This is a genomic window from Enterobacter cloacae complex sp. BZL2005 (assembly GCF_049238885.1).
In the GTDB taxonomy this organism is placed as follows: Bacteria; Pseudomonadota; Gammaproteobacteria; order Enterobacterales; family Enterobacteriaceae; genus Enterobacter; species Enterobacter roggenkampii.
Genome location: NZ_JBMKGI010000013.1, coordinates 114,022 through 134,143, shown reverse-complemented (window position 1 = coordinate 134,143; position 20,122 = coordinate 114,022). Strand labels below are relative to the sequence as shown.

The 20,122-nt window shown below is 60.2% G+C and carries 23 protein-coding genes; 20 read left to right on the top strand and 3 right to left on the bottom strand.

Annotation, left to right across the window (positions count from 1 at the left end):
- Positions 1-275 precede the first annotated feature (275 nt).
- The 16 genes from ACOTXI_RS19240 to phnP all read left to right on the top strand — a co-directional run bounded on the left by ACOTXI_RS19240 (position 276) and on the right by phnP (position 12,206).
- The gene (locus tag ACOTXI_RS19240; protein ID WP_008500067.1) at positions 276-611 is read left to right on the top strand and encodes a zinc ribbon domain-containing protein YjdM; all 336 of its coding nucleotides are present in this window, start codon (positions 276-278) and stop codon (positions 609-611) included.
- A 123-nt stretch (positions 612-734) separates the two neighbouring features.
- The gene (gene yjdN, locus ACOTXI_RS19235) at positions 735-1,175 is read left to right on the top strand and encodes a VOC family metalloprotein YjdN (RefSeq protein ID WP_008500066.1); all 441 of its coding nucleotides are present in this window, start codon (positions 735-737) and stop codon (positions 1,173-1,175) included.
- Positions 1,176-1,347: 172 nt separating this feature from the next.
- On the top strand, positions 1,348-2,136 hold the full coding sequence (gene phnC / locus ACOTXI_RS19230) for a phosphonate ABC transporter ATP-binding protein (RefSeq protein WP_023618659.1): 789 nt from the start codon (positions 1,348-1,350) through the stop codon (positions 2,134-2,136).
- Between the two features lie 24 nt (positions 2,137-2,160).
- Complete coding sequence (gene phnD, locus ACOTXI_RS19225) at positions 2,161-3,177, top strand: phosphonate ABC transporter substrate-binding protein (RefSeq protein WP_058654181.1); 1,017 nt, start codon at positions 2,161-2,163, stop codon at positions 3,175-3,177.
- Positions 3,178-3,279: 102 nt separating this feature from the next.
- Positions 3,280-4,059 (top strand): phosphonate ABC transporter, permease protein PhnE, encoded by a 780-nt coding sequence (gene phnE, locus ACOTXI_RS19220; RefSeq protein WP_058654182.1) that lies wholly within the window; start codon positions 3,280-3,282, stop codon positions 4,057-4,059.
- A 20-nt stretch (positions 4,060-4,079) separates the two neighbouring features.
- Positions 4,080-4,805, top strand: a complete 726-nt coding sequence (gene phnF, locus ACOTXI_RS19215) for a phosphonate metabolism transcriptional regulator PhnF (RefSeq protein WP_058654183.1) — start codon at positions 4,080-4,082, stop codon at positions 4,803-4,805.
- Positions 4,806-5,258 carry a phosphonate C-P lyase system protein PhnG gene (gene phnG / locus ACOTXI_RS19210; RefSeq protein WP_045407285.1) on the top strand — a complete coding sequence of 151 codons (453 nt, stop codon included), beginning with the start codon at positions 4,806-4,808 and terminating at the stop codon, positions 5,256-5,258.
- Entirely contained in the window at positions 5,255-5,839 is a 585-nt protein-coding gene (gene phnH, locus ACOTXI_RS19205; protein ID WP_058654184.1) for a phosphonate C-P lyase system protein PhnH, read from the top strand. Before phnG ends, phnH begins: the two co-directional genes overlap by 4 nt.
- On the top strand, positions 5,839-6,903 hold the full coding sequence (locus ACOTXI_RS19200; RefSeq protein ID WP_058654185.1) for a carbon-phosphorus lyase complex subunit PhnI: 1,065 nt from the start codon (positions 5,839-5,841) through the stop codon (positions 6,901-6,903). The genes phnH and ACOTXI_RS19200 overlap by 1 nt, the downstream gene beginning before the upstream one ends.
- A complete protein-coding gene (locus tag ACOTXI_RS19195) occupies positions 6,896-7,741 on the top strand; it encodes an alpha-D-ribose 1-methylphosphonate 5-phosphate C-P-lyase PhnJ (RefSeq protein ID WP_058654186.1) in 846 nt (281 codons plus the stop codon). Before ACOTXI_RS19200 ends, ACOTXI_RS19195 begins: the two co-directional genes overlap by 8 nt.
- Positions 7,738-8,493, top strand: a complete 756-nt coding sequence (gene phnK / locus ACOTXI_RS19190; RefSeq protein WP_006177354.1) for a phosphonate C-P lyase system protein PhnK — start codon at positions 7,738-7,740, stop codon at positions 8,491-8,493. Before ACOTXI_RS19195 ends, phnK begins: the two co-directional genes overlap by 4 nt.
- A 156-nt stretch (positions 8,494-8,649) precedes the next feature.
- Complete coding sequence (gene phnL / locus ACOTXI_RS19185; RefSeq protein WP_032664718.1) at positions 8,650-9,330, top strand: phosphonate C-P lyase system protein PhnL; 681 nt, start codon at positions 8,650-8,652, stop codon at positions 9,328-9,330.
- A complete protein-coding gene (gene phnM / locus ACOTXI_RS19180) occupies positions 9,327-10,463 on the top strand; it encodes an alpha-D-ribose 1-methylphosphonate 5-triphosphate diphosphatase (RefSeq protein WP_032664717.1) in 1,137 nt (378 codons plus the stop codon). Before phnL ends, phnM begins: the two co-directional genes overlap by 4 nt.
- On the top strand, positions 10,460-11,011 hold the full coding sequence (phnN, locus tag ACOTXI_RS19175) for a ribose 1,5-bisphosphokinase (RefSeq protein WP_031275336.1): 552 nt from the start codon (positions 10,460-10,462) through the stop codon (positions 11,009-11,011). Before phnM ends, phnN begins: the two co-directional genes overlap by 4 nt.
- Positions 11,004-11,438: an aminoalkylphosphonate N-acetyltransferase gene (gene phnO, locus ACOTXI_RS19170; RefSeq protein ID WP_021242924.1), complete on the top strand. Its 435-nt coding sequence runs from the start codon at positions 11,004-11,006 to the stop codon at positions 11,436-11,438. Before phnN ends, phnO begins: the two co-directional genes overlap by 8 nt.
- Positions 11,439-11,447: 9 nt before the next feature.
- On the top strand, positions 11,448-12,206 hold the full coding sequence (gene phnP / locus ACOTXI_RS19165) for a phosphonate metabolism protein PhnP (RefSeq protein WP_058654187.1): 759 nt from the start codon (positions 11,448-11,450) through the stop codon (positions 12,204-12,206).
- Between the two features lie 82 nt (positions 12,207-12,288).
- On the opposite strand, the gene yjdP is transcribed toward phnP, so the two are convergent.
- The 3 genes from yjdP to ACOTXI_RS19150 all read right to left on the bottom strand — a co-directional run bounded on the left by yjdP (position 12,289) and on the right by ACOTXI_RS19150 (position 15,712).
- On the bottom strand, positions 12,289-12,612 hold the full coding sequence (yjdP, locus tag ACOTXI_RS19160; RefSeq protein ID WP_021242926.1) for a DDRRRQL repeat protein YjdP: 324 nt from the start codon (positions 12,610-12,612) through the stop codon (positions 12,289-12,291).
- Positions 12,613-12,687: 75 nt separating this feature from the next.
- Positions 12,688-13,314: a GNAT family N-acetyltransferase gene (locus ACOTXI_RS19155; RefSeq protein WP_008500049.1), complete on the bottom strand. Its 627-nt coding sequence runs from the start codon at positions 13,312-13,314 to the stop codon at positions 12,688-12,690.
- 121 nt (positions 13,315-13,435) lie between these two features.
- Positions 13,436-15,712, bottom strand: a complete 2,277-nt coding sequence (locus ACOTXI_RS19150) for an ATP-binding protein (protein ID WP_058654188.1) — start codon at positions 15,710-15,712, stop codon at positions 13,436-13,438.
- A 181-nt stretch (positions 15,713-15,893) separates the two neighbouring features.
- On the opposite strand from ACOTXI_RS19150, the gene ACOTXI_RS19145 reads away from it, so the two are divergent.
- From ACOTXI_RS19145 to ACOTXI_RS19130, 4 genes are read left to right on the top strand one after another with little or no spacing between them, the layout of a single operon-like run.
- Complete coding sequence (locus ACOTXI_RS19145) at positions 15,894-17,414, top strand: sugar ABC transporter ATP-binding protein (protein WP_021242933.1); 1,521 nt, start codon at positions 15,894-15,896, stop codon at positions 17,412-17,414.
- Entirely contained in the window at positions 17,411-18,406 is a 996-nt protein-coding gene (locus tag ACOTXI_RS19140; protein WP_421633957.1) for an ABC transporter permease subunit, read from the top strand. The genes ACOTXI_RS19145 and ACOTXI_RS19140 overlap by 4 nt, the downstream gene beginning before the upstream one ends.
- 30 nt (positions 18,407-18,436) lie before the next feature.
- Positions 18,437-19,378, top strand: coding sequence for an ABC transporter substrate-binding protein (locus tag ACOTXI_RS19135; protein WP_021242935.1), 942 nt, complete (start codon positions 18,437-18,439; stop codon positions 19,376-19,378).
- Positions 19,379-19,427: 49 nt separating this feature from the next.
- Positions 19,428-20,114: a D-lyxose/D-mannose family sugar isomerase gene (locus tag ACOTXI_RS19130; RefSeq protein ID WP_058654189.1), complete on the top strand. Its 687-nt coding sequence runs from the start codon at positions 19,428-19,430 to the stop codon at positions 20,112-20,114.
- Positions 20,115-20,122: the final 8 nt, after the last annotated feature.

The following is a 20,122-nucleotide window of genomic DNA, read 5'->3' as shown; positions in this document are numbered from 1 at the left end:
GTCGCTTCACCTTATCCGAAATGGCAGAGCGTAGCAATTTGCTGCAATAAAATATTCGATATATTTATCGTCATTTCTTCCCACCGTGTTAATGGACATAAGCTTCGCGTAACTGACTGACAGAACGTGTCACTCCCGATACGCTTTTTGGCTTTTTTAATTCACAATATCACCGACAACGGTGTGGATTTGCGCTATACTTGCCGCCTTTTTCGGCACCCTGCCGTCATTTAGCTGGCACTTTCCAGCGCGTTTACACTTTTGAGGATACCGATATGTCTCTCCCACACTGCCCAAAATGCAATTCTGAATACACCTATGAAGATAATGGCATGTTCATCTGCCCGGAATGCGCTCATGAATGGAATGATGCCGAGCCGGCTCAGGATGCTGATGCGCTCATCGTAAAAGATGCGAACGGCAACCTGCTGGCGGACGGTGACAGCGTTACCGTCGTTAAGGACCTGAAGGTGAAAGGCAGTTCTTCCATGCTGAAGATCGGCACCAAAGTGAAGAATATCCGTCTGGTTGAAGGCGATCATAATATCGACTGCAAAATTGACGGCTTCGGTCCAATGAAACTGAAATCTGAGTTCGTGAAAAAGAACTGATTTTTCACCTGTACGCCCGGTAAGCGAAGCGCCACCGGGCGCTTTTGCCGGATGCGCTACGCTTATCCGGCCTACAAAAAAAGAACTAAACTTAACGGGCTTTTCTTACGTGAGGTAAAGATTATGCCGTTAAGTCCCTACATCTCTTTCGCCGGCAACTGCGCTGAGGCCACCGCCTTTTACCAGCAAGCCGTCGGCGCAGAACTTCTCTATAAAATTACCTTCGGCGAAATGCCAAAAAGCGATAACAGCGAAGAAGGCTGTCCGTCCGGTATGCAGTTTCCGGATTCGGCTATCGCCCACTCCAACGTCCGCATTGCGGGCAGCGATATCATGATGAGCGACGGGATGCCGCCCGGCAGCAACGCGCAGTACGCGGGCTTCACGCTGGTGCTCGACACGCAGGATGTGTCAGAAGGCAAGCGCTGGTTCGACAACCTCGCCGCGGGCGGGAACATCGACATGGCGTGGCAGGAGACCTTCTGGGCGCACGGTTTCGGTAAAGTCACCGACCAATACGGCGTGCCGTGGATGATTAACGTCGTCAAGCAACAAACGTCGTAGGCAGGACACGCGCAGCGCATCCGCCCACAGCGCCGGTGGCGCTGCGCTGACCGGGCCTACGGTGATTGTCATCAAACTCCGCTCAACTCTTCAAACTCCCGCAACCTGCACTTAACCCAAATGTCACATTGATGCGCCAGCATGAGGCCACATTTATCGTGAGGCCCAGCACATGCAAACTGTCATCCGCGTCGAGAAACTGAGCAAGACCTTCAATCACAACAAGGCTCTGCATGCCGTTGATCTGACCGTCCGGCAGGGCGACATGGTGGCGCTTCTCGGGCCTTCTGGCTCGGGTAAATCCACCCTTCTGCGCCATTTGAGCGGGCTTATCACCGGCGATAAAACGCCGGAAAGCCACGTTGAGCTGCTGGGTAATACCGTACAGCGCGCCGGGCGTCTGGCGAGCGATATCCGCAAGAGCCGCGCCCAGACGGGCTACATCTTCCAGCAGTTCAACCTGGTAAACCGCCTGACGGTGCTGGAGAACGTGCTGATTGGCGCGCTCGGCAGCACCCCGTTCTGGCGCACCTGTCTGCGCTGGTTCACCCCTTCCCAGAAGCAGGAAGCTTTACAGGCGCTGACCCGCGTCGGCATGGCGCATTTCGCCCACCAGCGCGTCTCCACCCTGTCCGGTGGACAACAGCAGCGCGTGGCGATTGCGCGCGCGCTGATGCAAAAAGCGCAAATCATTCTTGCTGACGAACCCATCGCCTCGCTGGACCCGGAGTCCGCCCGCATCGTGATGGAGACCCTGCGCGACATTAACCAGAACGACGGCATTACCGTGGTGGTCACGCTCCATCAGGTGGATTACGCCCTGCGCTATTGCGAACGCATCGTCGCCCTGCGTCAGGGGCACGTGTTCTTTGATGGCGCGAGCCATCAGTTTGATAACGAACGTTTTGACCATCTCTACCGCAGCATTAACCGCGTCGAAGAGAACGCGCAGGCTGCTTAAATAAACCCGATCCGAGGAAAGTACATGAGCTACAAAGCCGTTGCCGCGCTGGCCTTTACCAGCATGTTCAGCCTCAGCACCCTGTTAAGCCCGGCGTATGCGGAAGAGCAGGAAAAAGCGCTGAACTTCGGCATTATTTCGACGGAATCACAGCAAAACCTGAAACCTCAGTGGGAACCGTTCCTGAAAGATATGGAAACCAAGCTGGGGATCAAAGTGAACGCCTTCTTCGCCCCGGACTACGCGGGCATCATCCAGGGGATGCGCTTTAATAAAGTGGACATCGCCTGGTACGGCAACCTCTCTGCCATGGAAGCGGTGGACCGCGCGAACGGCCAGGTCTTTGCCCAAACCGTCGAGGCAGATGGCTCCCCCGGCTACTGGAGCGTGCTGATCGTCAACAAAGACAGCCCGATCAACAACCTCAACGACATGCTCGCCAAACGCAAAGAGCTGACCTTCGGCAACGGCGATCCGAACTCTACCTCGGGTTACCTTGTCCCTGGCTACTACGTCTTCGCCAAAAACAACGCCTCCGCCAGCGACTTCAAGCGCACGGTAAACGCCAGCCATGAAACCAACGCTCTGGCCGTGGCCAACAAGCAGGTGGATGTTGCCACCAACAACACCGAGAACCTCGACAAGCTGAAGACGTCCGCCCCGGACAAGCTGAAAGAGCTGAAGGTTATCTGGAAATCCCCGCTGATCCCCGGCGACCCGATTGTGTGGCGTAAAAACCTGTCCGAAAGCACCAAGGACAAGGTGTACGACTTCTTTATGACCTATGGCAAAACGCCGGAAGAGAAAGCGGTCCTCGAACGTCTGGGCTGGGCACCGTTCCGCCCGTCAAGCGACCTGCAGCTGGTCCCGATTCGCCAGCTGGCGCTGTTTAAAGAGATGCAGGGCGTGAAGGACAACAAAGGCCTGAAGGACGAGGAGAAGACCAGCAAAGTGGCCGCGATTCAGGCTCAGCTTGAAGACCTCGACCGCCTGACCGCCGCGCTCGGCGCGATGACCAGCGTGAATAAAGCGGTGCAGTAACGCTTTTCGCCCGGTGGCGCTGCGCTTACCGGGCCTACATTTTGGATCGTAGGCCGGATAAGCGTAGCGCCATCCGGCACACAAAGCCCCACGGAGCCAAACATGCAAACCATCACCCTCCCGCCGCCGAAGCGCAGCTGGTTCTCGCTCATAAGCTGGGCCATCCTGCTGGCGGTGCTGGTTATCTCCTGGAAGGGCGCGGAAATGGACCCGCTGCTGCTCTTCAAAGACGCGGGCAATATGGCGACCTTCGCTGCCGACTTCTTCCCGCCGGACTTCAGCCAGTGGCAGGACTACCTCAGTGAAATGGCGGTCACCCTGCAAATCGCCGTCTGGGGCACCGCGCTGGCCGTTATTCTCTCCATTCCGTTTGGCCTGATAAGCGCTGAAAACATCGTGCCGTGGTGGATATACCAGCCCATGCGCCGCCTGATGGACGCCTGTCGGGCGATCAACGAAATGGTCTTTGCGATGCTGTTCGTGGTCGCCGTCGGCCTCGGTCCGTTCGCGGGCGTCATGGCGCTGTTCATTCACACCACCGGCGTGCTCTCCAAGCTGCTTTCCGAGGCGGTCGAAGCCATCGAGCCCGGTCCGGTGGAAGGCATTCGCGCCACCGGCGCCAATAAAATCGAAGAGATCCTTTACGGCGTCCTGCCGCAGGTGATGCCGCTCCTGATCTCCTACTCCCTGTACCGCTTTGAGTCCAACGTCCGCTCCGCCACCGTCGTCGGCATGGTCGGCGCAGGCGGGATTGGCGTCACCCTGTGGGAAGCGATTCGCGGTTTCCAGTTCCAGCAAACCTGCGCCCTGATGGTGCTCATCATCGTCACCGTCAGCCTGCTGGATTTCCTCTCTCAACGTTTGCGTAAGCACTTCATCTGAGAAGCGAGGCTTTGTTTTCTATGCACTTATCCAGACATCCGACCAGTTTCCCCACCCGCTGGCAAGAGATCGCGGCAAAGCTCGAAGTGGAGCTGCGCACGCACTACCGCTGCGGAGACTACCTTCCTGCCGAGCAGCAGCTTGCCGACCGCTATGAGGTGAACCGACACACCCTGCGCCGCGCCATTGACCAGCTGGTCGAGCGCGGCTGGGTGCAGCGCCGTCAGGGCGTGGGCGTGCTGGTGCTGATGCGCCCGTTCGACTACCCGCTTAACGTCCAGGCGCGCTTTAGCCAGAACCTGCTGGATCAGGGCAGCCACCCGACCAGCGAAAAGCTGCTCTCGGTGCTGCGTCCGGCCTCCAGCCACGTGGCGGACGCGCTGGGTATTCAGGAGGGCGACAACGTCATCCACCTGCGCACGCTGCGCCGGGTCAACGGCGTGGCGGTGTGCCAGATCGATCACTACTTCGCGGATCTCACCCTCTGGCCGGTGCTGCAGAATTTCTCCAGCGGTTCGCTACATGATTTTCTCCAGAATGCGACAGGCATTGCGCTGAAACGCACCCAGACGCGCATCAGCGCCCGCCGCGCGCAGGCGAAAGAGAGCAAGGTGCTGGAGATCCCCAATATGGCCCCGCTGCTCTGCGTGCGCACCCTCAACCACCGTGACGGCGAGATCGACGCGACGGAATACTCCGTCAGCCTGACCCGCGCCGACATGATCGAATTCACCATGGAGCACTGAATGCACTTCGACACCGCCACCCGACAGCGCTGGATGCGCGTGCTGGCCCACAGCCAGCCTGCTGCGCTCTCTGCCCGCATGAACGCCCTTAGCCTGGCTCCCGGGTACGACCTCCTCCGCGCGCCGGAGATCGGCCTCGTTCAGATCCAGGCGCGCATGGGCGGTACCGGCGCGCGCTTCTTCGCCGGGGACGCCACCCTCACCCGCGCAGCGATCCGCCTGCACAGCGGCACGCTGGGCTACGGCTACGTGCTGGGGCGTGATAAAGCGCACGCCGAGCGCTGCGCGGTCATCGACGCCCTTTTGCAGGAACCCCCGCATTTCCAGACGCTGATGGAAACCCTTATTTCCCCGCTGGAGGCCGACCGCGCCGCACGCCTTGCCGCGCGTCAGGCCGAAGTGAATACCAGCCGGGTCGACTTCTTTACGCTCGTTCGCGGAGACAACGCATGACGCTTCAACCTGCTTTTACCCTGGCCGTCCAGGATGCCCAACACAGTTTTCGTCGCCTGCTGAAGGCCATGAGCGAGCCGGGCGTGATTGTCTCGCTGCACCAGCTCTCTCAGGGCTGGCTGCCGCTGAACCTGGCGACAACCAGCGTGCTGCTCACCCTGGCCGACAACGATACCCCGGTATGGCTTTCGGGCGCGCTGTCGAACGATATCGCCAACCAGAACCTGCGTTTTCACACCGGCTCCCCGCTTGTTGAACAGCCGCAGCAGGCAATCTTTGCCGTGGCCGACGAACAAATCAGCCATGAACAGCTGAATGCCCTGAGCGAAGGCACCGCCGTCGCCCCGGAAACCAGCGCCACGCTGATTTTGCAGGTCGCCAGCCTGAGCGGCGGCCGCATGCTGCGCCTGACGGGCGCAGGCATCGCCGACGAGCGCATGGTCGCGCCGCAGCTGCCGGGGTGCATCATTCACGAGCTGACCGAGCGCCCGCACCCGTTCCCGCTGGGCATTGACCTGATCCTGACCTGCGGCGAGCGCCTGCTGGCCATCCCGCGGACCACCCACGTGGAGGTGTGCTGATGTACGTTGCCGTCAAAGGGGGCGAGAAGGCCATCGCCGCCGCCCATGCGCTGCAGGCGCACAGACGACGGGGCGATGAACAGCTCCCCGAGCTGAGCGTCGCCCAGATTGAACAGCAGCTTAATCTCGCCGTCGATCGGGTGATGACCGAGGGCGGTATCGCCGACCGCGAGCTGGCGGCGCTGGCCCTCAAGCAGGCCAGTGGCGATAACGTGGAAGCCATCTTCCTGCTGCGCGCCTACCGCACCACGCTGGCGAAGCTGGCGGTCAGCGAACCCATCAACACGGCACAGATGCGCCTGGAGCGTCGCATTTCTGCCGTTTATAAAGACATTCCCGGCGGCCAGCGGCTCGGCCCTACCTATGACTACACCCATCGCCTGCTGGATTTTACCCTGCTGGCGAACGGCGAGGCGCCACGACTCAGCACCTCTGACGCCGAACAGGAACCGTCTCCGCACGTCTTCAGCCTGCTGGCGAAACAGGGCCTGGCGAAGGCGGAAGAGGACTCCGGCGCGCAGCCGGATGACATCACCCGCACGCCGCCGGTTTACCCGTGCTCGCGCTCGTCCCGCCTGCAGCAGCTGATGCGCGGCGACGAGGGCTATCTGCTGGCGCTGGCCTACTCCACCCAGCGTGGCTACGGGCGCAACCACCCGTTTGCCGCCGAAATTCGCAGCGGCTATATCGACGTCGAAATCGTGCCGGAAGAGCTGGGTTTTGCCGTAAACGTCGGCGCACTGCTGATGACCGAGTGTGAAATGGTGAACGGTTTTGTCGCGCCCGAAAATGAAGACCCGCACTTTACCCGCGGCTACGGGCTGGTGTTTGGCCTCTGCGAACGCAAGGCGATGGCCATGGCGCTGGTCGACCGCGCCCTGCAGGCACCGGACTACGGCGAGCACGTTGCTGGCCCGGCGCAGGACGAAGAGTTTGTGCTGGCCCACGCGGATAACGTCGAGGCCGCGGGCTTCGTCTCGCACCTCAAGCTGCCGCACTACGTCGATTTCCAGGCCGAACTGGAACTGCTGAAACGCCTGCAACGGGAGCGCAAACATGGCTAACTTAAGCGGCTACAACTTTGCCTATCTGGATGAGCAAACCAAACGCATGATCCGGCGCGCCATCTTAAAAGCGGTGGCGATTCCTGGCTATCAGGTGCCGTTCGGCGGCCGAGAAATGCCGATGCCCTACGGCTGGGGGACGGGCGGCATCCAGATTACCGCCAGCGTGATCGGCGAGGCGGACGTGCTGAAGGTCATCGACCAGGGCGCGGACGACACCACCAACGCCGTATCGATCCGCACCTTCTTTCAGCGGGTAACGGGCGTCGCGACCACCGAAAAAACCGAAGACGCGACGCTGATCCAGACCCGCCACCGCATTCCGGAAACCCCGCTCACGGAAGATCAGATTTTGATTTTTCAGGTGCCGATCTCGGAGCCGCTGCGCTTTATCGAGCCGCGCGAAACCGAAACCCGCACCATGCACGCGCTGGAAGAGTACGGCGTGATGCAGGTGAAGCTGTATGAGGATATCGCCCGCTTCGGCCATATCGCCACCACCTACGCCTACCCGGTGAAGGTCAACGGCCGCTACGTGATGGACCCGTCGCCGATCCCGAAATTCGATAACCCGAAGATGGACATGATGCCCGCCCTGCAGCTGTTCGGTGCCGGACGTGAAAAGCGCATCTACGCCGTACCACCGTACACCCGTGTAGAGAGTCTCGATTTTGACGATCACCCGTTTACGGTGCAGGAATGGGACGAGCCGTGCGCCATCTGCGGATCCAAACACAGCTACCTGGACGAAGTGGTGCTGGACGACACGGGCAAACGGATGTTTGTCTGCTCCGACACCGATTTCTGCCGCCAACAGAGCGAGGCGAACGGCCAATGAAACCGCTGCTTTCGGTAAATAACCTGACCCACCTGTATGCGCCGGGCAAAGGCTTCAGCGACGTGTCGTTCGAGCTGTGGCCGGGCGAAGTGCTGGGGATCGTCGGCGAGTCCGGCTCCGGCAAAACCACCCTGCTGAAATCCATCTCCGCGCGCCTGACGCCGCAGAACGGCGACATTTTGTATGAGGGCGCCTCGCTCTACGGCATGAGCGAGGCCGAGCGCCGCCGCCTGCTGCGCACCGAGTGGGGCGTGGTGCACCAGCACCCGATGGACGGCCTGCGCCGTCAGGTCTCTGCCGGAGGCAATATCGGCGAACGCCTGATGGCAACCGGCGCGCGCCACTACGGCAATATCCGCGCTACGGCGCAACACTGGCTGGAAGAAGTGGAAATCCCCGCCTCGCGTATCGACGACCTGCCGACAACCTTCTCCGGCGGCATGCAGCAGCGTTTACAGATTGCCCGCAACCTGGTCACGCACCCGAAGCTGGTGTTTATGGATGAACCCACCGGCGGGCTGGACGTCTCGGTGCAGGCCCGCCTGCTCGACCTGCTGCGCGGCCTGGTGGTAGAGCTGAACCTGGCAGTGGTGATTGTCACCCACGATTTGGGCGTCGCGCGCCTGCTGGCGGACCGCCTGCTGGTAATGAAGCAGGGCCAGGTGGTGGAAAGTGGGCTGACCGACCGGGTGCTCGACGATCCCCATCATCCGTACACCCAGCTTCTGGTGTCGTCCGTGTTGCAGAACTGAGGGGCTGTTGCCGGGTGGCGCTGCGCTTACCCGTCCTACGAATAGCGCACCTGTAGGCCGGGTAAGGCGAAGCCGCCACCCGGCAACGCGAACACCGCACCTTGTAGGCCGGGTAAGGCATAGCCGCCACCCGGCAAAACGAATCGCGAGGCCAACATGATCCACGTACAAAACGTAAGTAAGACCTTTGTGCTCCACCAGCAAAACGGCGTGCGCCTGCCGGTGCTGCAAAATGCCTCGCTGGAGGTTAATCGCGGCGAATGCGTGGTGCTGCATGGCCATTCCGGCAGCGGAAAATCCACCCTGCTGCGCTCCCTGTACGCCAATTATCTGCCCGACGAAGGCCATATTCATATTCGCCACGGCGATGAATGGATCGACCTGGTGCAGGCCCCGGCGCGTAAGGTGCTGGAGGTACGCCGCTCGACGATCGGCTGGGTGAGCCAGTTTCTGCGGGTGATCCCGCGGATCTCCGCCCTGGACGTGGTGATGCAGCCCTTGCTGGATCTTGGCGTACCGCGCGAAACCTGTGCCGCCAAAGCCGCCAGCCTGCTAACGCGCCTGAACGTGCCCGAGCGCCTGTGGCACCTTGCCCCGTCGACCTTTTCCGGCGGCGAGCAGCAGCGCGTCAATATCGCCCGCGGCTTTATCGTCGACTACCCGATTTTACTTCTGGATGAACCTACCGCCTCGCTCGACGTTAAAAACAGCGCGGCAGTGGTTGAGCTGATCGAACAGGCCAAAGCGCGCGGGGCAGCGATCGTCGGGATCTTCCACGACGAGAGTGTTCGCACCCGCGTCGCGGACAGGCTGCACCCAATGGGGACTCCCGCATGATTATCAATAACGTCAAGCTGATACTGGATAATGAAGTGGTTGACGGCTCGATTGAGATCCAGGACGGAACAATCCGCGCGTTTGCTGAAACCCAGAGCCGCTCGCCCGAGGCGATGGACGGCGACGGCGGCTGGCTGCTGCCGGGGCTGATTGAGCTGCATACCGATAATCTGGACAAGTTCTTCACCCCGCGCCCGAAGGTGGACTGGCCCGCGCATTCGGCGATGAGCAGCCACGACGCGCTGATGGTCGCCAGCGGCATCACCACCGTACTGGACGCGGTGGCTATTGGCGACGTGCGCGACGGCGGCGACCGTCTGGAGAACCTGGAGAAGATGATCAACGCCGTCGAGGAGACGCAAAAGCGCGGCCTCAACCGCGCCGAGCACCGCCTGCACCTGCGCTGCGAGCTACCGCACCACACTACCCTGCCGCTGTTTGAAAAGCTGGTCGGCCGCGAGCCGGTGTCGCTGGTCTCCCTGATGGACCACTCGCCGGGGCAGCGTCAGTTCGCCAACATTGAAAAGTATCGCGAATACTATCAGGGCAAATATTCTCTCAGCGACGCGGAGATGGCCCGTTATGAAGAAGAGCAGCTGGCGCTTGCGGCACGGTGGTCGCAGCCTAACCGTGTCCGAATTGCGGCGATGTGCCGGGACCGCAATATCGCGCTGGCCAGCCATGACGATGCCACGCACGATCATGTCCTTGAATCCCACCAGCTTGGCAGCGTGATCGCCGAATTCCCCACCACGTTCGAGGCGGCTGAAGCCTCCCGCAAGCACGGCATGAACGTCCTGATGGGCGCACCGAACATCGTGCGCGGCGGCTCGCACTCCGGCAACGTTGCGGCAAGCAAGCTCGCGTCCCTCGGCCTGCTGGATATTCTCTCGTCCGACTACTACCCCGCCAGCCTGCTCGACGCGGCGTTCCGGGTGGCCGACGACGAGGGCAACCGCTTTACGCTGCCGCAGGCGATTCGCCTGGTGACGAAAAACCCGGCCTCGGCGCTTAATCTGCAGGATCGCGGCGAGATAGCCGAAGGCAAGCGGGCGGATCTGGTGCTGGCCCACCGCAGGGGCGAACACGTTCATATCGACCACGTCTGGCGTCAGGGAAAAAGGGTGTTCTGATGGGAAGACTTATCTGGTTAATGGGGCCGTCCGGCTCCGGTAAGGACAGCCTGCTGTCCGCCTTACGGCAGCAGGAGCATCCGCAACTGCTGGTGGCGCACCGGTACATTACCCGAGCGGCCAATGCGGGGAGTGAAAACCATATCGCCCTGAGCGAGCAGGAGTTTTTTACGCGTGCCGGGCAAAATCTGCTGGCGCTGAGCTGGCACGCCAACGGCTATTACTATGGGATCGGCATCGAGACCGATCTGTGGCTGCATGCGGGGTTCGACGTGCTGGTCAACGGTTCACGGGCGCATCTTTCGCAAGCGCGCGCCCGCTATGGGGCGGCCCTGCTGCCGGTTTGCCTGCAGGTTTCACCGGACGTCCTGCGCAGCCGGTTGCAGAGCCGGGGTCGTGAATCCGCCCGTGAGATCGATCAGCGGCTTGCGCGTGCGGCGCGCTACACCCCGTCCGACTGCCATATCCTTAATAACGACGGAAGTTTGCTACAGTCAGTCGAGACCTTTTTATCGCTTATCCGTCAGAAGGAGAAACAGCATGCCTGACTGCACGCTTCGCCCCGCCACCGCCGACGATGCGCAAATCGTCTATGCGTTAATCTGCGAATTAAAGCAGGCCGAATTTGATCACCAGGCGTTTCACGCGGGCTATCTTGCCAATCTGCAGGATCACAATATGCGCTACCAGCTTGCCGAACTGGACGGGCAGGTCATCGGCATGATCGGCCTGCACATGCAGTTTCACCTCCACCACGCACGCTGGATCGGCGAGATCCAGGAGCTGGTGGTGATGCCGCAGGCGCGCGGGTTAAAGGTGGGCAGCCAGCTGCTGGCCTGGGCGGAAGGGGTGGCACGAGAGGCCGGTGCGGAGCTGACCGAGCTCTCCACCAGCGTGAAACGCACCGACGCCCACCGTTTTTACGTCCGTGAAGGATATACGCAGAGCCATTTCCGATTCACCAAACCGCTGTAGAGGTGCGTTATGAGTCTGACAATCACGTTAACAGGAACCGGAAGCGCGCAACTCGTGCCGGTCTTTGGCTGCGACTGCGCGGCGTGTCGCCGGGCGCGCCTGCAGGATAACTATCGCCGTCGTCCCTGTAGCGCGGTGGTCAAATTCAACGATGCGGTGACCCTGCTGGATGCCGGTATTCCACATCTGATGGACGACTGGGCTGCAGGCAGCTTTCAGCAGTTTTTGCTGACCCATTATCATATGGATCACGTCCAGGGACTCTTCCCCCTGCGCTGGGGCGTGGGCGCGACGATCCCCGTCTACGGTCCGCCGGAAGAGGTGGGCTGTGACGACCTGTTTAAACATCCGGGGATTCTGGATTTCAGCCATACGGTCGAACCGTTTGTGATGTTTGAGCTTCAGGGTATGCGGGTTACGCCCCTGCCGCTCAACCATTCGAAACTGACCTTCGGGTATTTGCTGGAGTCGGCCCACAGCCGCGTGGCCTGGCTGTCCGATACCGCCGGGCTGCCGGAAAAAACGGTGAAGTTCCTGCTTAACAATCAGCCGCAGACGATGATTATCGACTGCAGCCACGAACCGCGCGACGAGACGCCGCGAAACCATTGCGACTTAAATACCGTGATTGCGTTAAACGAAGTGATTGGCTGCCCGCAGGTGATCCTGACGCACATCAGCCATCAGTTTGACGTGTGGATGATGGATAACCCGCTGCCTGACGGCATTGAAGCGGGGTATGACGGAATGGTGTTGGTTCTCGACTGAGTTTTGCCGGGTGGCGGCTGCGCCTTACCCGGCCTACGCGCCAGGGTTTCGTAGGCCTGCGTAAGCGAAGCGCCACCAGGCTTTAGCCTCGATCGTAATCGTCTTCTAACCTGCGCTCATCCTCTTCCAGACGGCGTCTGTCGTCATCCAGCTGGCGCTGACGCTCGTCTAAACGGCGGCGTCTGTCTTCAAGCTGCCGACGGCGATCGTCATACTGACGGCTATCCATGCGACGGTTATCGTCATAACGATCGTCATCATCGTTGCTGCGGCTGCTGCTGGGGTTATAGGCGTCGTTGATTGCCTGTTGAATGTTGCCAATAGCATCATCAACGATATCGGCATGCGCCAGTTGGCTGGTGAGTGACAGCAGACCAAATAACAGAGCGGTAGAGTAACGTTTCATAAGGCCAGACTCGCAGGTAAACTGGCCTTAAGGTAATGAACAGCAGGGTGTGGGGGTAGCGGAGGAATCTCAAATTCAGTTATGTCCTGGGACTTCCATCAGTTGATTCGCACGCTGTTTATTTTCTGCGACCAGGACGATGCCGTAGCATTTTTGATCCGGCGAATGGCTCCAGATACGATCTTCGGGGATACACCCTCCGTCATAGATAACCTTGCTACCATCATACGGCCAAAATGCGCCCTGCTCGGTATCAAGAACAAATACAGCGATTTGGTCAGACTCGCGGGCAATTTTCTGCCAGAGCATCTTCCCACCCTCATATTGTTCAAAGTCGCTGACAAGTGTCACGCCACACTGTAATACCAGGGCTTCATACAGGCGAGTTGCCAGTCCCTTGTCACGCTCGGCGGGATCAACACAGATACCTTCTACCTGAATGACATTGGCATCTTCCCAACAGCGCTCGACGGCAATGATATCTTCACCCAAATGCGTTTTACGTTGTAAATCCAGGGCAGCAACAACCCGATGCCGGGGCACCCCATCGAAGGTTTCGATATCCGCTTCAATAATCGCAGCTCTTGGCGTCTGGCTATCAAAAATAACATGTAGCACTCGCCCGGAAAGCTCAAACTCATCAACGAGTTTAAACGACCTGGCAATTGTGCTCGGGCTGTATGTTGTAGGCATCACGATCATTTGTGAGTCCCCCTTTGTGAGTACCGGCATAATTCCTTTTATATCCCAATCTGCTAAATTTTGCGCAGATTAACATCACCGGCGTCAACGTTGCTCTTGATGAAATCCTAAACAGGGGCATTTAAAAACATACTTTCCGCAGCGCCTGCGCCAGCTGCACCCGCGTAAACGGCTTGCGCAGTAGCTGAACGTCCGGCAGCTGAGGATTATGCGTGGGCCGTAAATCCTGTCCGCTGATCAGCAGCACCGGAAGCTGCGGATAGTGGCTGCGCACATGACTAATCACCTCGGCCCCGCTCAGGCTTCCGGGCAACATCAGGTCGCTGATAAACATACCAATATCCGGCGACGCCGCCAGCATGCTCAGCGCCTGCTCGCCGTTTTCCGCTTCGAGCGTCAGGTAGCCAAGCTGGTGCAGCTGCTCGCACAAGGTCTGACGGACATCGGCTTCATCTTCCAGCACCAGTACCAGCCGCTCGTTATCGACCGAGGCGGTGGCAGAGAGCGTTTCATCTTCAGGAACTACGGGTAGCGTCGATCGCGGAAGGTGAAGCCGGACGGTCGTCCCCTGCCCCGGCGCGCTCTCGATCTCCACGCGGCCGCCGGACTGGCGGACAAAGCCGTAGACCATCGACAGGCCTAACCCGCTCCCGCTCCCGGTCTGTTTGGTGGTGAAGAACGGCTCAAAGACGCGGGATTTCACCTCCTGAGACATCCCGCAGCCGCGGTCAATGACCTCCAGCGCCACCATATCCTGCCTGCGCCCGTCGCTGCGGGTGACGCGCTGATTCCAGGTGCGGATTTTTATCACCCCGCTTTGCCCTTCCATTGCATCGCGCGCGTTCATCACCAGGTTTATGATGGCGTTTTCCAGCTGGCTAACGTCTATCCAGGCGGGCCATGCCGGGGATTGCGCTTCGATCTCCAGGGTCAGGGTGGCAGGGAGGGAGTGACGCAGCAGTTCCCGGAGGTTCTCCAGCAGCGGCTGCATCTCTACCGCATGCGGGGTCAGGGATTGCTTGCGGGAAAACGCCAGCAGGCGCTGGGTCAGCAAGGCGCCACGCTCGGCCGCCTTCAGCGCCCGGGTAATGCGCGGCGCGTCGTTTGATTCGGGGTCGGTCAGCTCAAGGCTGCCGATGATCACCGCCAGCAGGTTATTAAAATCATGCGCCAGCCCGCCCGTAAGCTGTCCGACGGCCTTCATTTTCTGGCTGTGCAGGAGTGCCTCTTCCAGCCCCTGACGCTCAATGCGGTCGATCTCCATCTGCGTGGTTTTTTCTTTCAGCAGACGCGTGGTGTGCTCAAGCGAGGCGGTGTTGCGGGCAAAAACGTTAAACGCGCGCGCCAGTTCACCCAGCTCATCACGCCGCTGCAGCGCGGGAACGGAAACATCCTGTTCGCCGTGAGCAAGGCGTGACATCGCCCGGGAAATGGCCGTCAGATTGGAGGCCAGATGGCGGTAGATATACCAGCAGGCACACCCGGTGATGATCAGCGCCAGCACGGCGAAAATGGTGATACACACGCTGATGGATTGCAGTTCGTGATGGCTCTGGGCGGTGCGAAGCCGGGAGGCCTGCGCCACCTGCTCAACGTATTGATTGATATCGCTGTTGAGGATCGCCACCAGCGCCTTGATGTGGAACATGTACCAGCTTATCGCCAGATCGCTCTCCTCCAGCTGCTTCGACAGCGGGGCGAGCTGACCTAGCTCGGCATTAAAATCAGGCAGAACCGCCTTCACAACCGGCTGTGCGGCACTCCGGGGCAGCGTTGCGGCCACCGCGTCCAGTTGCTGAACGGTTGCGCGCGGCGAAGGGGTATCGATGGCGGCGGCGATTAGCCGGTCCATCTCCATCAGCTGCTGCGCATCCGGTACGTTACTGTCATAACGGCGGTTGATGTCCTGCAGATGGCGCAGGTAGCTCTGGCTTTGGTACAGCGAGCTCAGCAGCGCGTTACGCTCCAGATGGCGTCGCTGTCCGCGCTCCAGCATCTCCGTCACGCTCTGCTGGAGCTCATTGCTTCGTTGAATAATACGCGCCACCAGCGCCGGCTCCTGCTGCGCCAGCGGCGCCTCCGCAAGCTGCTCCAGCGAGCGGCGCAGGGCCATTTGCGTCTGCTTCAGGCGATCGGCTTCACCTTTGTACTCGAGCGCCCCTACCACCTGCGAGAGCCGCACCGCCGCCGTTGCCACGCTGGCGGTGTCGCGGGCCAGGTTCATGCTGCCGGTCATGTCGTCCAGCGTTTGCTGCTGGACCTGCTCCTGGATTTGGCTGGCGTGGCGGAAGCCGAGCACCGCCACGCCGCTCACCATCAGCGTCACGGCGACCACCAGCAGATTGAAAATCAGCAGGCGGCCTCGGGCGCTGGCGAAGAACGGGGGGCGTGATGGCATGGGGTTGGGCTCCTGTGCGGTTTGGTGCCCTCACCCTGGCCCTCTCCCACAGGGAGAGGGAAAAGGAAAATGTGATGGCGATTAGCTATTCATAACTATGACAAATATGAACAGCTTCTGACATTTTGCATTTACGCACCTGTGATGAAGTGCAGAAATCGGCATTCACAGGAGATCCGCCATGAGCAGAACCCCGGTATTAGAGATGCGCAGCATTGCCAAAACGTTTGGCAGTTTCCACGCGCTCAAGGGTGTGGATTTGACGGTCTTTGCCGGTGAGATCCACGCGCTGATGGGTGAAAACGGCGCAGGCAAAAGCACGCTGATGAAAATCCTTGCGGGCGCCTATACCGCCACCGGCGGCGAGATCCTGATCGACGGCCAGCCGTTTCACATCAAAGGGCCGAAGGATGCGCTGGCCGCAGGCATCACGCTGATTTACCAGGAGATGCAGCTCGCGCCCAATTTGACCGTAGCCGAAAATATCTTCCTCGGCAGCGAGCTGTCGCGCGGCGGGCTGGTCCAGCGCAAGGAGATGGCCGCCCAGGCGCAGGCGGTGATTGACCGCCTCGGCGCGCAGTTTAGCGCCACCGATCTGGTGATGAAGCTCACCATCGCCGAACAGCAGCAGGTGGAAATTGCTCGCGCGCTGCACCGCAACAGCCGCATTCTGGTGATGGATGAACCCACCGCCGCCCTCTCCTCCCGCGAAACCCATCGCCTGTTTGAACTGATTTTGCGCCTGCGCGATGAAGGGATGGCGATCATCTATATCAGCCACCGCATGGCGGAGGTCTATGAACTCTCTGACCGCGTCAGCGTTCTGCGCGACGGGCAATACGTCGGGAGCCTGACGCGCGACAAGCTGAACGCGTCGGAACTGGTGAAGATGATGGTGGGCCGCCCGCTAAGCGACCTGTTCAACAAGGAGCGTGATATTCCCCTCGGCAGCCCGCGTCTCAACGTCCACCACCTCACCGACGGTAAAAAAGTACAGCCGTGCAGCCTGCAGGTGCGTTCCGGCGAAATCGTCGGGCTGGCAGGACTGGTGGGGGCCGGACGTTCCGAGCTGGCACAGCTTATCTTCGGCGTGCGTAAAGCCACGGGCGGCATGATTGAGGTCGACGGCGAGCCGGTGGTGATCCACTCCCCGCGCGCGGCCATCGAAAACGGCATCGGTTTTCTCACCGAGAACCGCAAGGAGCAGGGGCTGTTTCTGGAGCTGGCGGCGCAGGAGAACATCACTATGGCGACGCTGGAGCGCGACGCCACCTTCGGCTGGCTGAACCGCAAAAAAGCCCAGTCCATTTCCGATGACGCCATTGCCCTGCTCAATATCCGCGTGCCCCATTCGCAGGTGCGCGCAGGCGGTCTTTCCGGCGGCAACCAGCAAAAACTGCTCATCTCCCGCTGGGTCGCCATCGGCCCGCGCATTCTGATTCTGGACGAACCCACGCGCGGCGTGGACGTCGGCGCAAAAAGCGAGATCTACCGCATCATGAACCAGATGGCGCGCAAAGGCGTGGCGATCCTGATGATCTCCAGCGAGCTGCCGGAAGTGGTGGGCATGAGCGACCGGGTTTACGTGATGCGGGAAGGCAGCATCGCGGGCGAGCTTCACGGGCGTGACATCTCTCAGGAAAACATTATGACGCTGGCAACCGGCGTGAACGACACTCATCATCAGGCGGTGCAATCATGACAACTCCAACCCAACCGCAGCAGGTGGCGAAATCCGCCTCCGCCAAAAAAATGCTGATGAGCGATCTGATGCAAACGGTCGGTATTTTGCCGATTCTGATCCTGATTGTGGCGGTTTTTGGCTTTATTGCGCCCAACTTCTTCACTGAGAGCAACCTGCTCAACATCACCCGTCAGGCGTCGATCAACATCGTGCTGGCGGCGGGAATGACCTTTATTATCCTCACCGGCGGGATTGACCTCTCGATGGGGTCGATTCTCGGCACCACGGCGGTGGCGGCGATGGTGGTGTCGCTCATTCCCGAATTCGCCGGGCTGTCCATTCCGGCCGCGCTGATGCTCGGCATGGTGCTGGGCCTGTTCAACGGCGCACTGGTGGCCTTTGCCGGACTGCCCCCCTTCATCGTCACGCTCGGCACCTATACGGCGCTGCGCGGCGCGGCCTATCTGCTGGCCGACGGCACGACGGTCATTAACTCCAACATCAACTTCGAGTGGATCGGCAATAACTACCTCGGCCCGATCCCCTGGCTGGTGGCGATCGCCCTGGCGGTCATTGTGGTGTGCTGGTTCATCCTGCGCCGCACCACGCTCGGCGTTCACATCTACGCCGTGGGCGGCAACATGCAGGCGGCGCGCTTAACGGGCATTAAGGTCTGGCTGGTGCTGCTGTTTGTCTACGGCATGAGCGGCCTGCTCTCCGGCCTCGGCGGCGTCATGAGCGCCTCACGCCTGTACAGTGCCAACGGCAACCTCGGCACGGGTTACGAGCTGGATGCAATTGCGGCGGTGATCCTCGGCGGCACCAGCTTCGTCGGCGGGATCGGCACGATCACCGGCACGCTGGTCGGTGCCTTGATCATCGCCACCCTCAACAACGGCATGACGCTGATGGGCGTCTCCTACTTCTGGCAGCTGGTGATCAAAGGGGCGGTGATCATCATTGCGGTGCTGATCGACAAATACCGTACCCGACACCATCAAAGTGCATAACAACAATACCCTACGAGTGAGGAAGACAAGATGCGTTTGAAACCCTTAGTGACCGCGCTCTGTGCTGGCGCGCTGCTTGCCGCAACGCCGTTTGCGCAGGCGAAAGATCTGAAGTCCATTGGCGTGACGGTGGGCGACCTGGCTAACCCGTTCTTCGTGCAGATCACCAAAGGTGCCGAGCTGGAAGCGCGCAAGCTGGCGGGCGATAACGTCAAGGTGACGCTGGTCTCCAGCGGGTACGATCTGGGCCAGCAGGTGGCGCAGATCGACAACTTCATTGCCGCGAAAGTGGACATGATCATCCTCAACGCCGCGGATTCCAAAGGGATCGGCCCGGCGGTGAAGCGCGCGAAGGACGCGGGGATCGTGGTCGTGGCGGTTGACGTGGCGGCGGAAGGGGCTGATGCCACCATCACCTCCGATAACACCCAGGCGGGTGAGATGGCCTGTAAGTACATTACCGACCGCCTGAAAGGGAAAGGCAACGTGGTGATCATCAACGGACCGCCGGTCTCTGCGGTACAAAACCGCGTAGAAGGGTGCCAGACGGAGTTCAAAAAACATCCGGATATCAAGGTGCTCTCGGATAACCAGAACGCCAAGGGCAGTCGTGAAGGCGGTCTGGAAGTCATGACCTCCCTGCTGGCGGCCAATCCGAAGATCGACGGCGTGTTTGCGATTAACGATCCGACCGCGATCGGCGCCGATCTGGCCGCGAAACAGGCGCAGCGCAACGAGTTCTTTATCGTCGGCGTGGATGGTTCTCCGGACGGTGAGGAAGCGCTGAAGCGCGAAAACTCCCTGTTTGTGGCGACCCCGGCGCAGGATCCGCAGGTCATGGCGGCAAAAGCGGTGGAGATTGGCTATGACATTCTCCAGGGCAAACCCGCGCCGAAAGCGCCCGTGCTGATCCCGGTGACGATGATCGATAAAAAGAACGTCGGTACCTATAAGGGTTGGACGGTTAAATGATCCTTTTCCCTCTCCCGCAGGGAGAGGGAACTGTTTTCAAGGAGTCCCCATGAAACGCTCCGACATCAATGAAATCCTCGGCCACACGCGGCAGTTTTTCTCCATGCACGACGTTCATCTCCCGCCTTTTGCCAGCTTTGCGCCAACGAAATGGCAGCAGCTTGACCAGGCCGCATGGCAGGAAGTGTTCGACCTCAAGCTCGGCTGGGACGTGACGGCGTTCGGCGGCAACAACTTTGCCGCTGAAGGCCTGACGCTATTCACCCTGCGCAACGGCTCGGCCAACGGCGTGCCTTATGAAAAAAGCTATGCCGAAAAAATCATGCACGTGCGCGACGGCCAGGTGACGCCGATGCATTTTCACTGGCGCAAGCGCGAAGACATCATCAACCGGGGCGGCGGGAATCTGATCATTGAGTTATGGAATGCCGGAGCGCATGAAGAGACGGAAAACACCGACGTGACCGTCACCGTCGACGGCTGCCGCCAGACACACGCCCCCGGCAGCCAGCTGCGCCTCACGCCAGGGGAAAGCATCTGCCTGACGCCCACTCTTTACCACAGTTTCTGGGGCGAACGCGGCTTCGGCGACGTGCTGGTGGGCGAAGTCTCCTCGGTTAATGACGATGAACACGACAACCACTTTTTGCAGCCCGTTGCCCGCTATAACAACATCGAAGAAGACGAACCGGCGCTGCTGGTGCTGTGCAACGAGTACAACCTGTTTCGGATATAAGGGGTGAA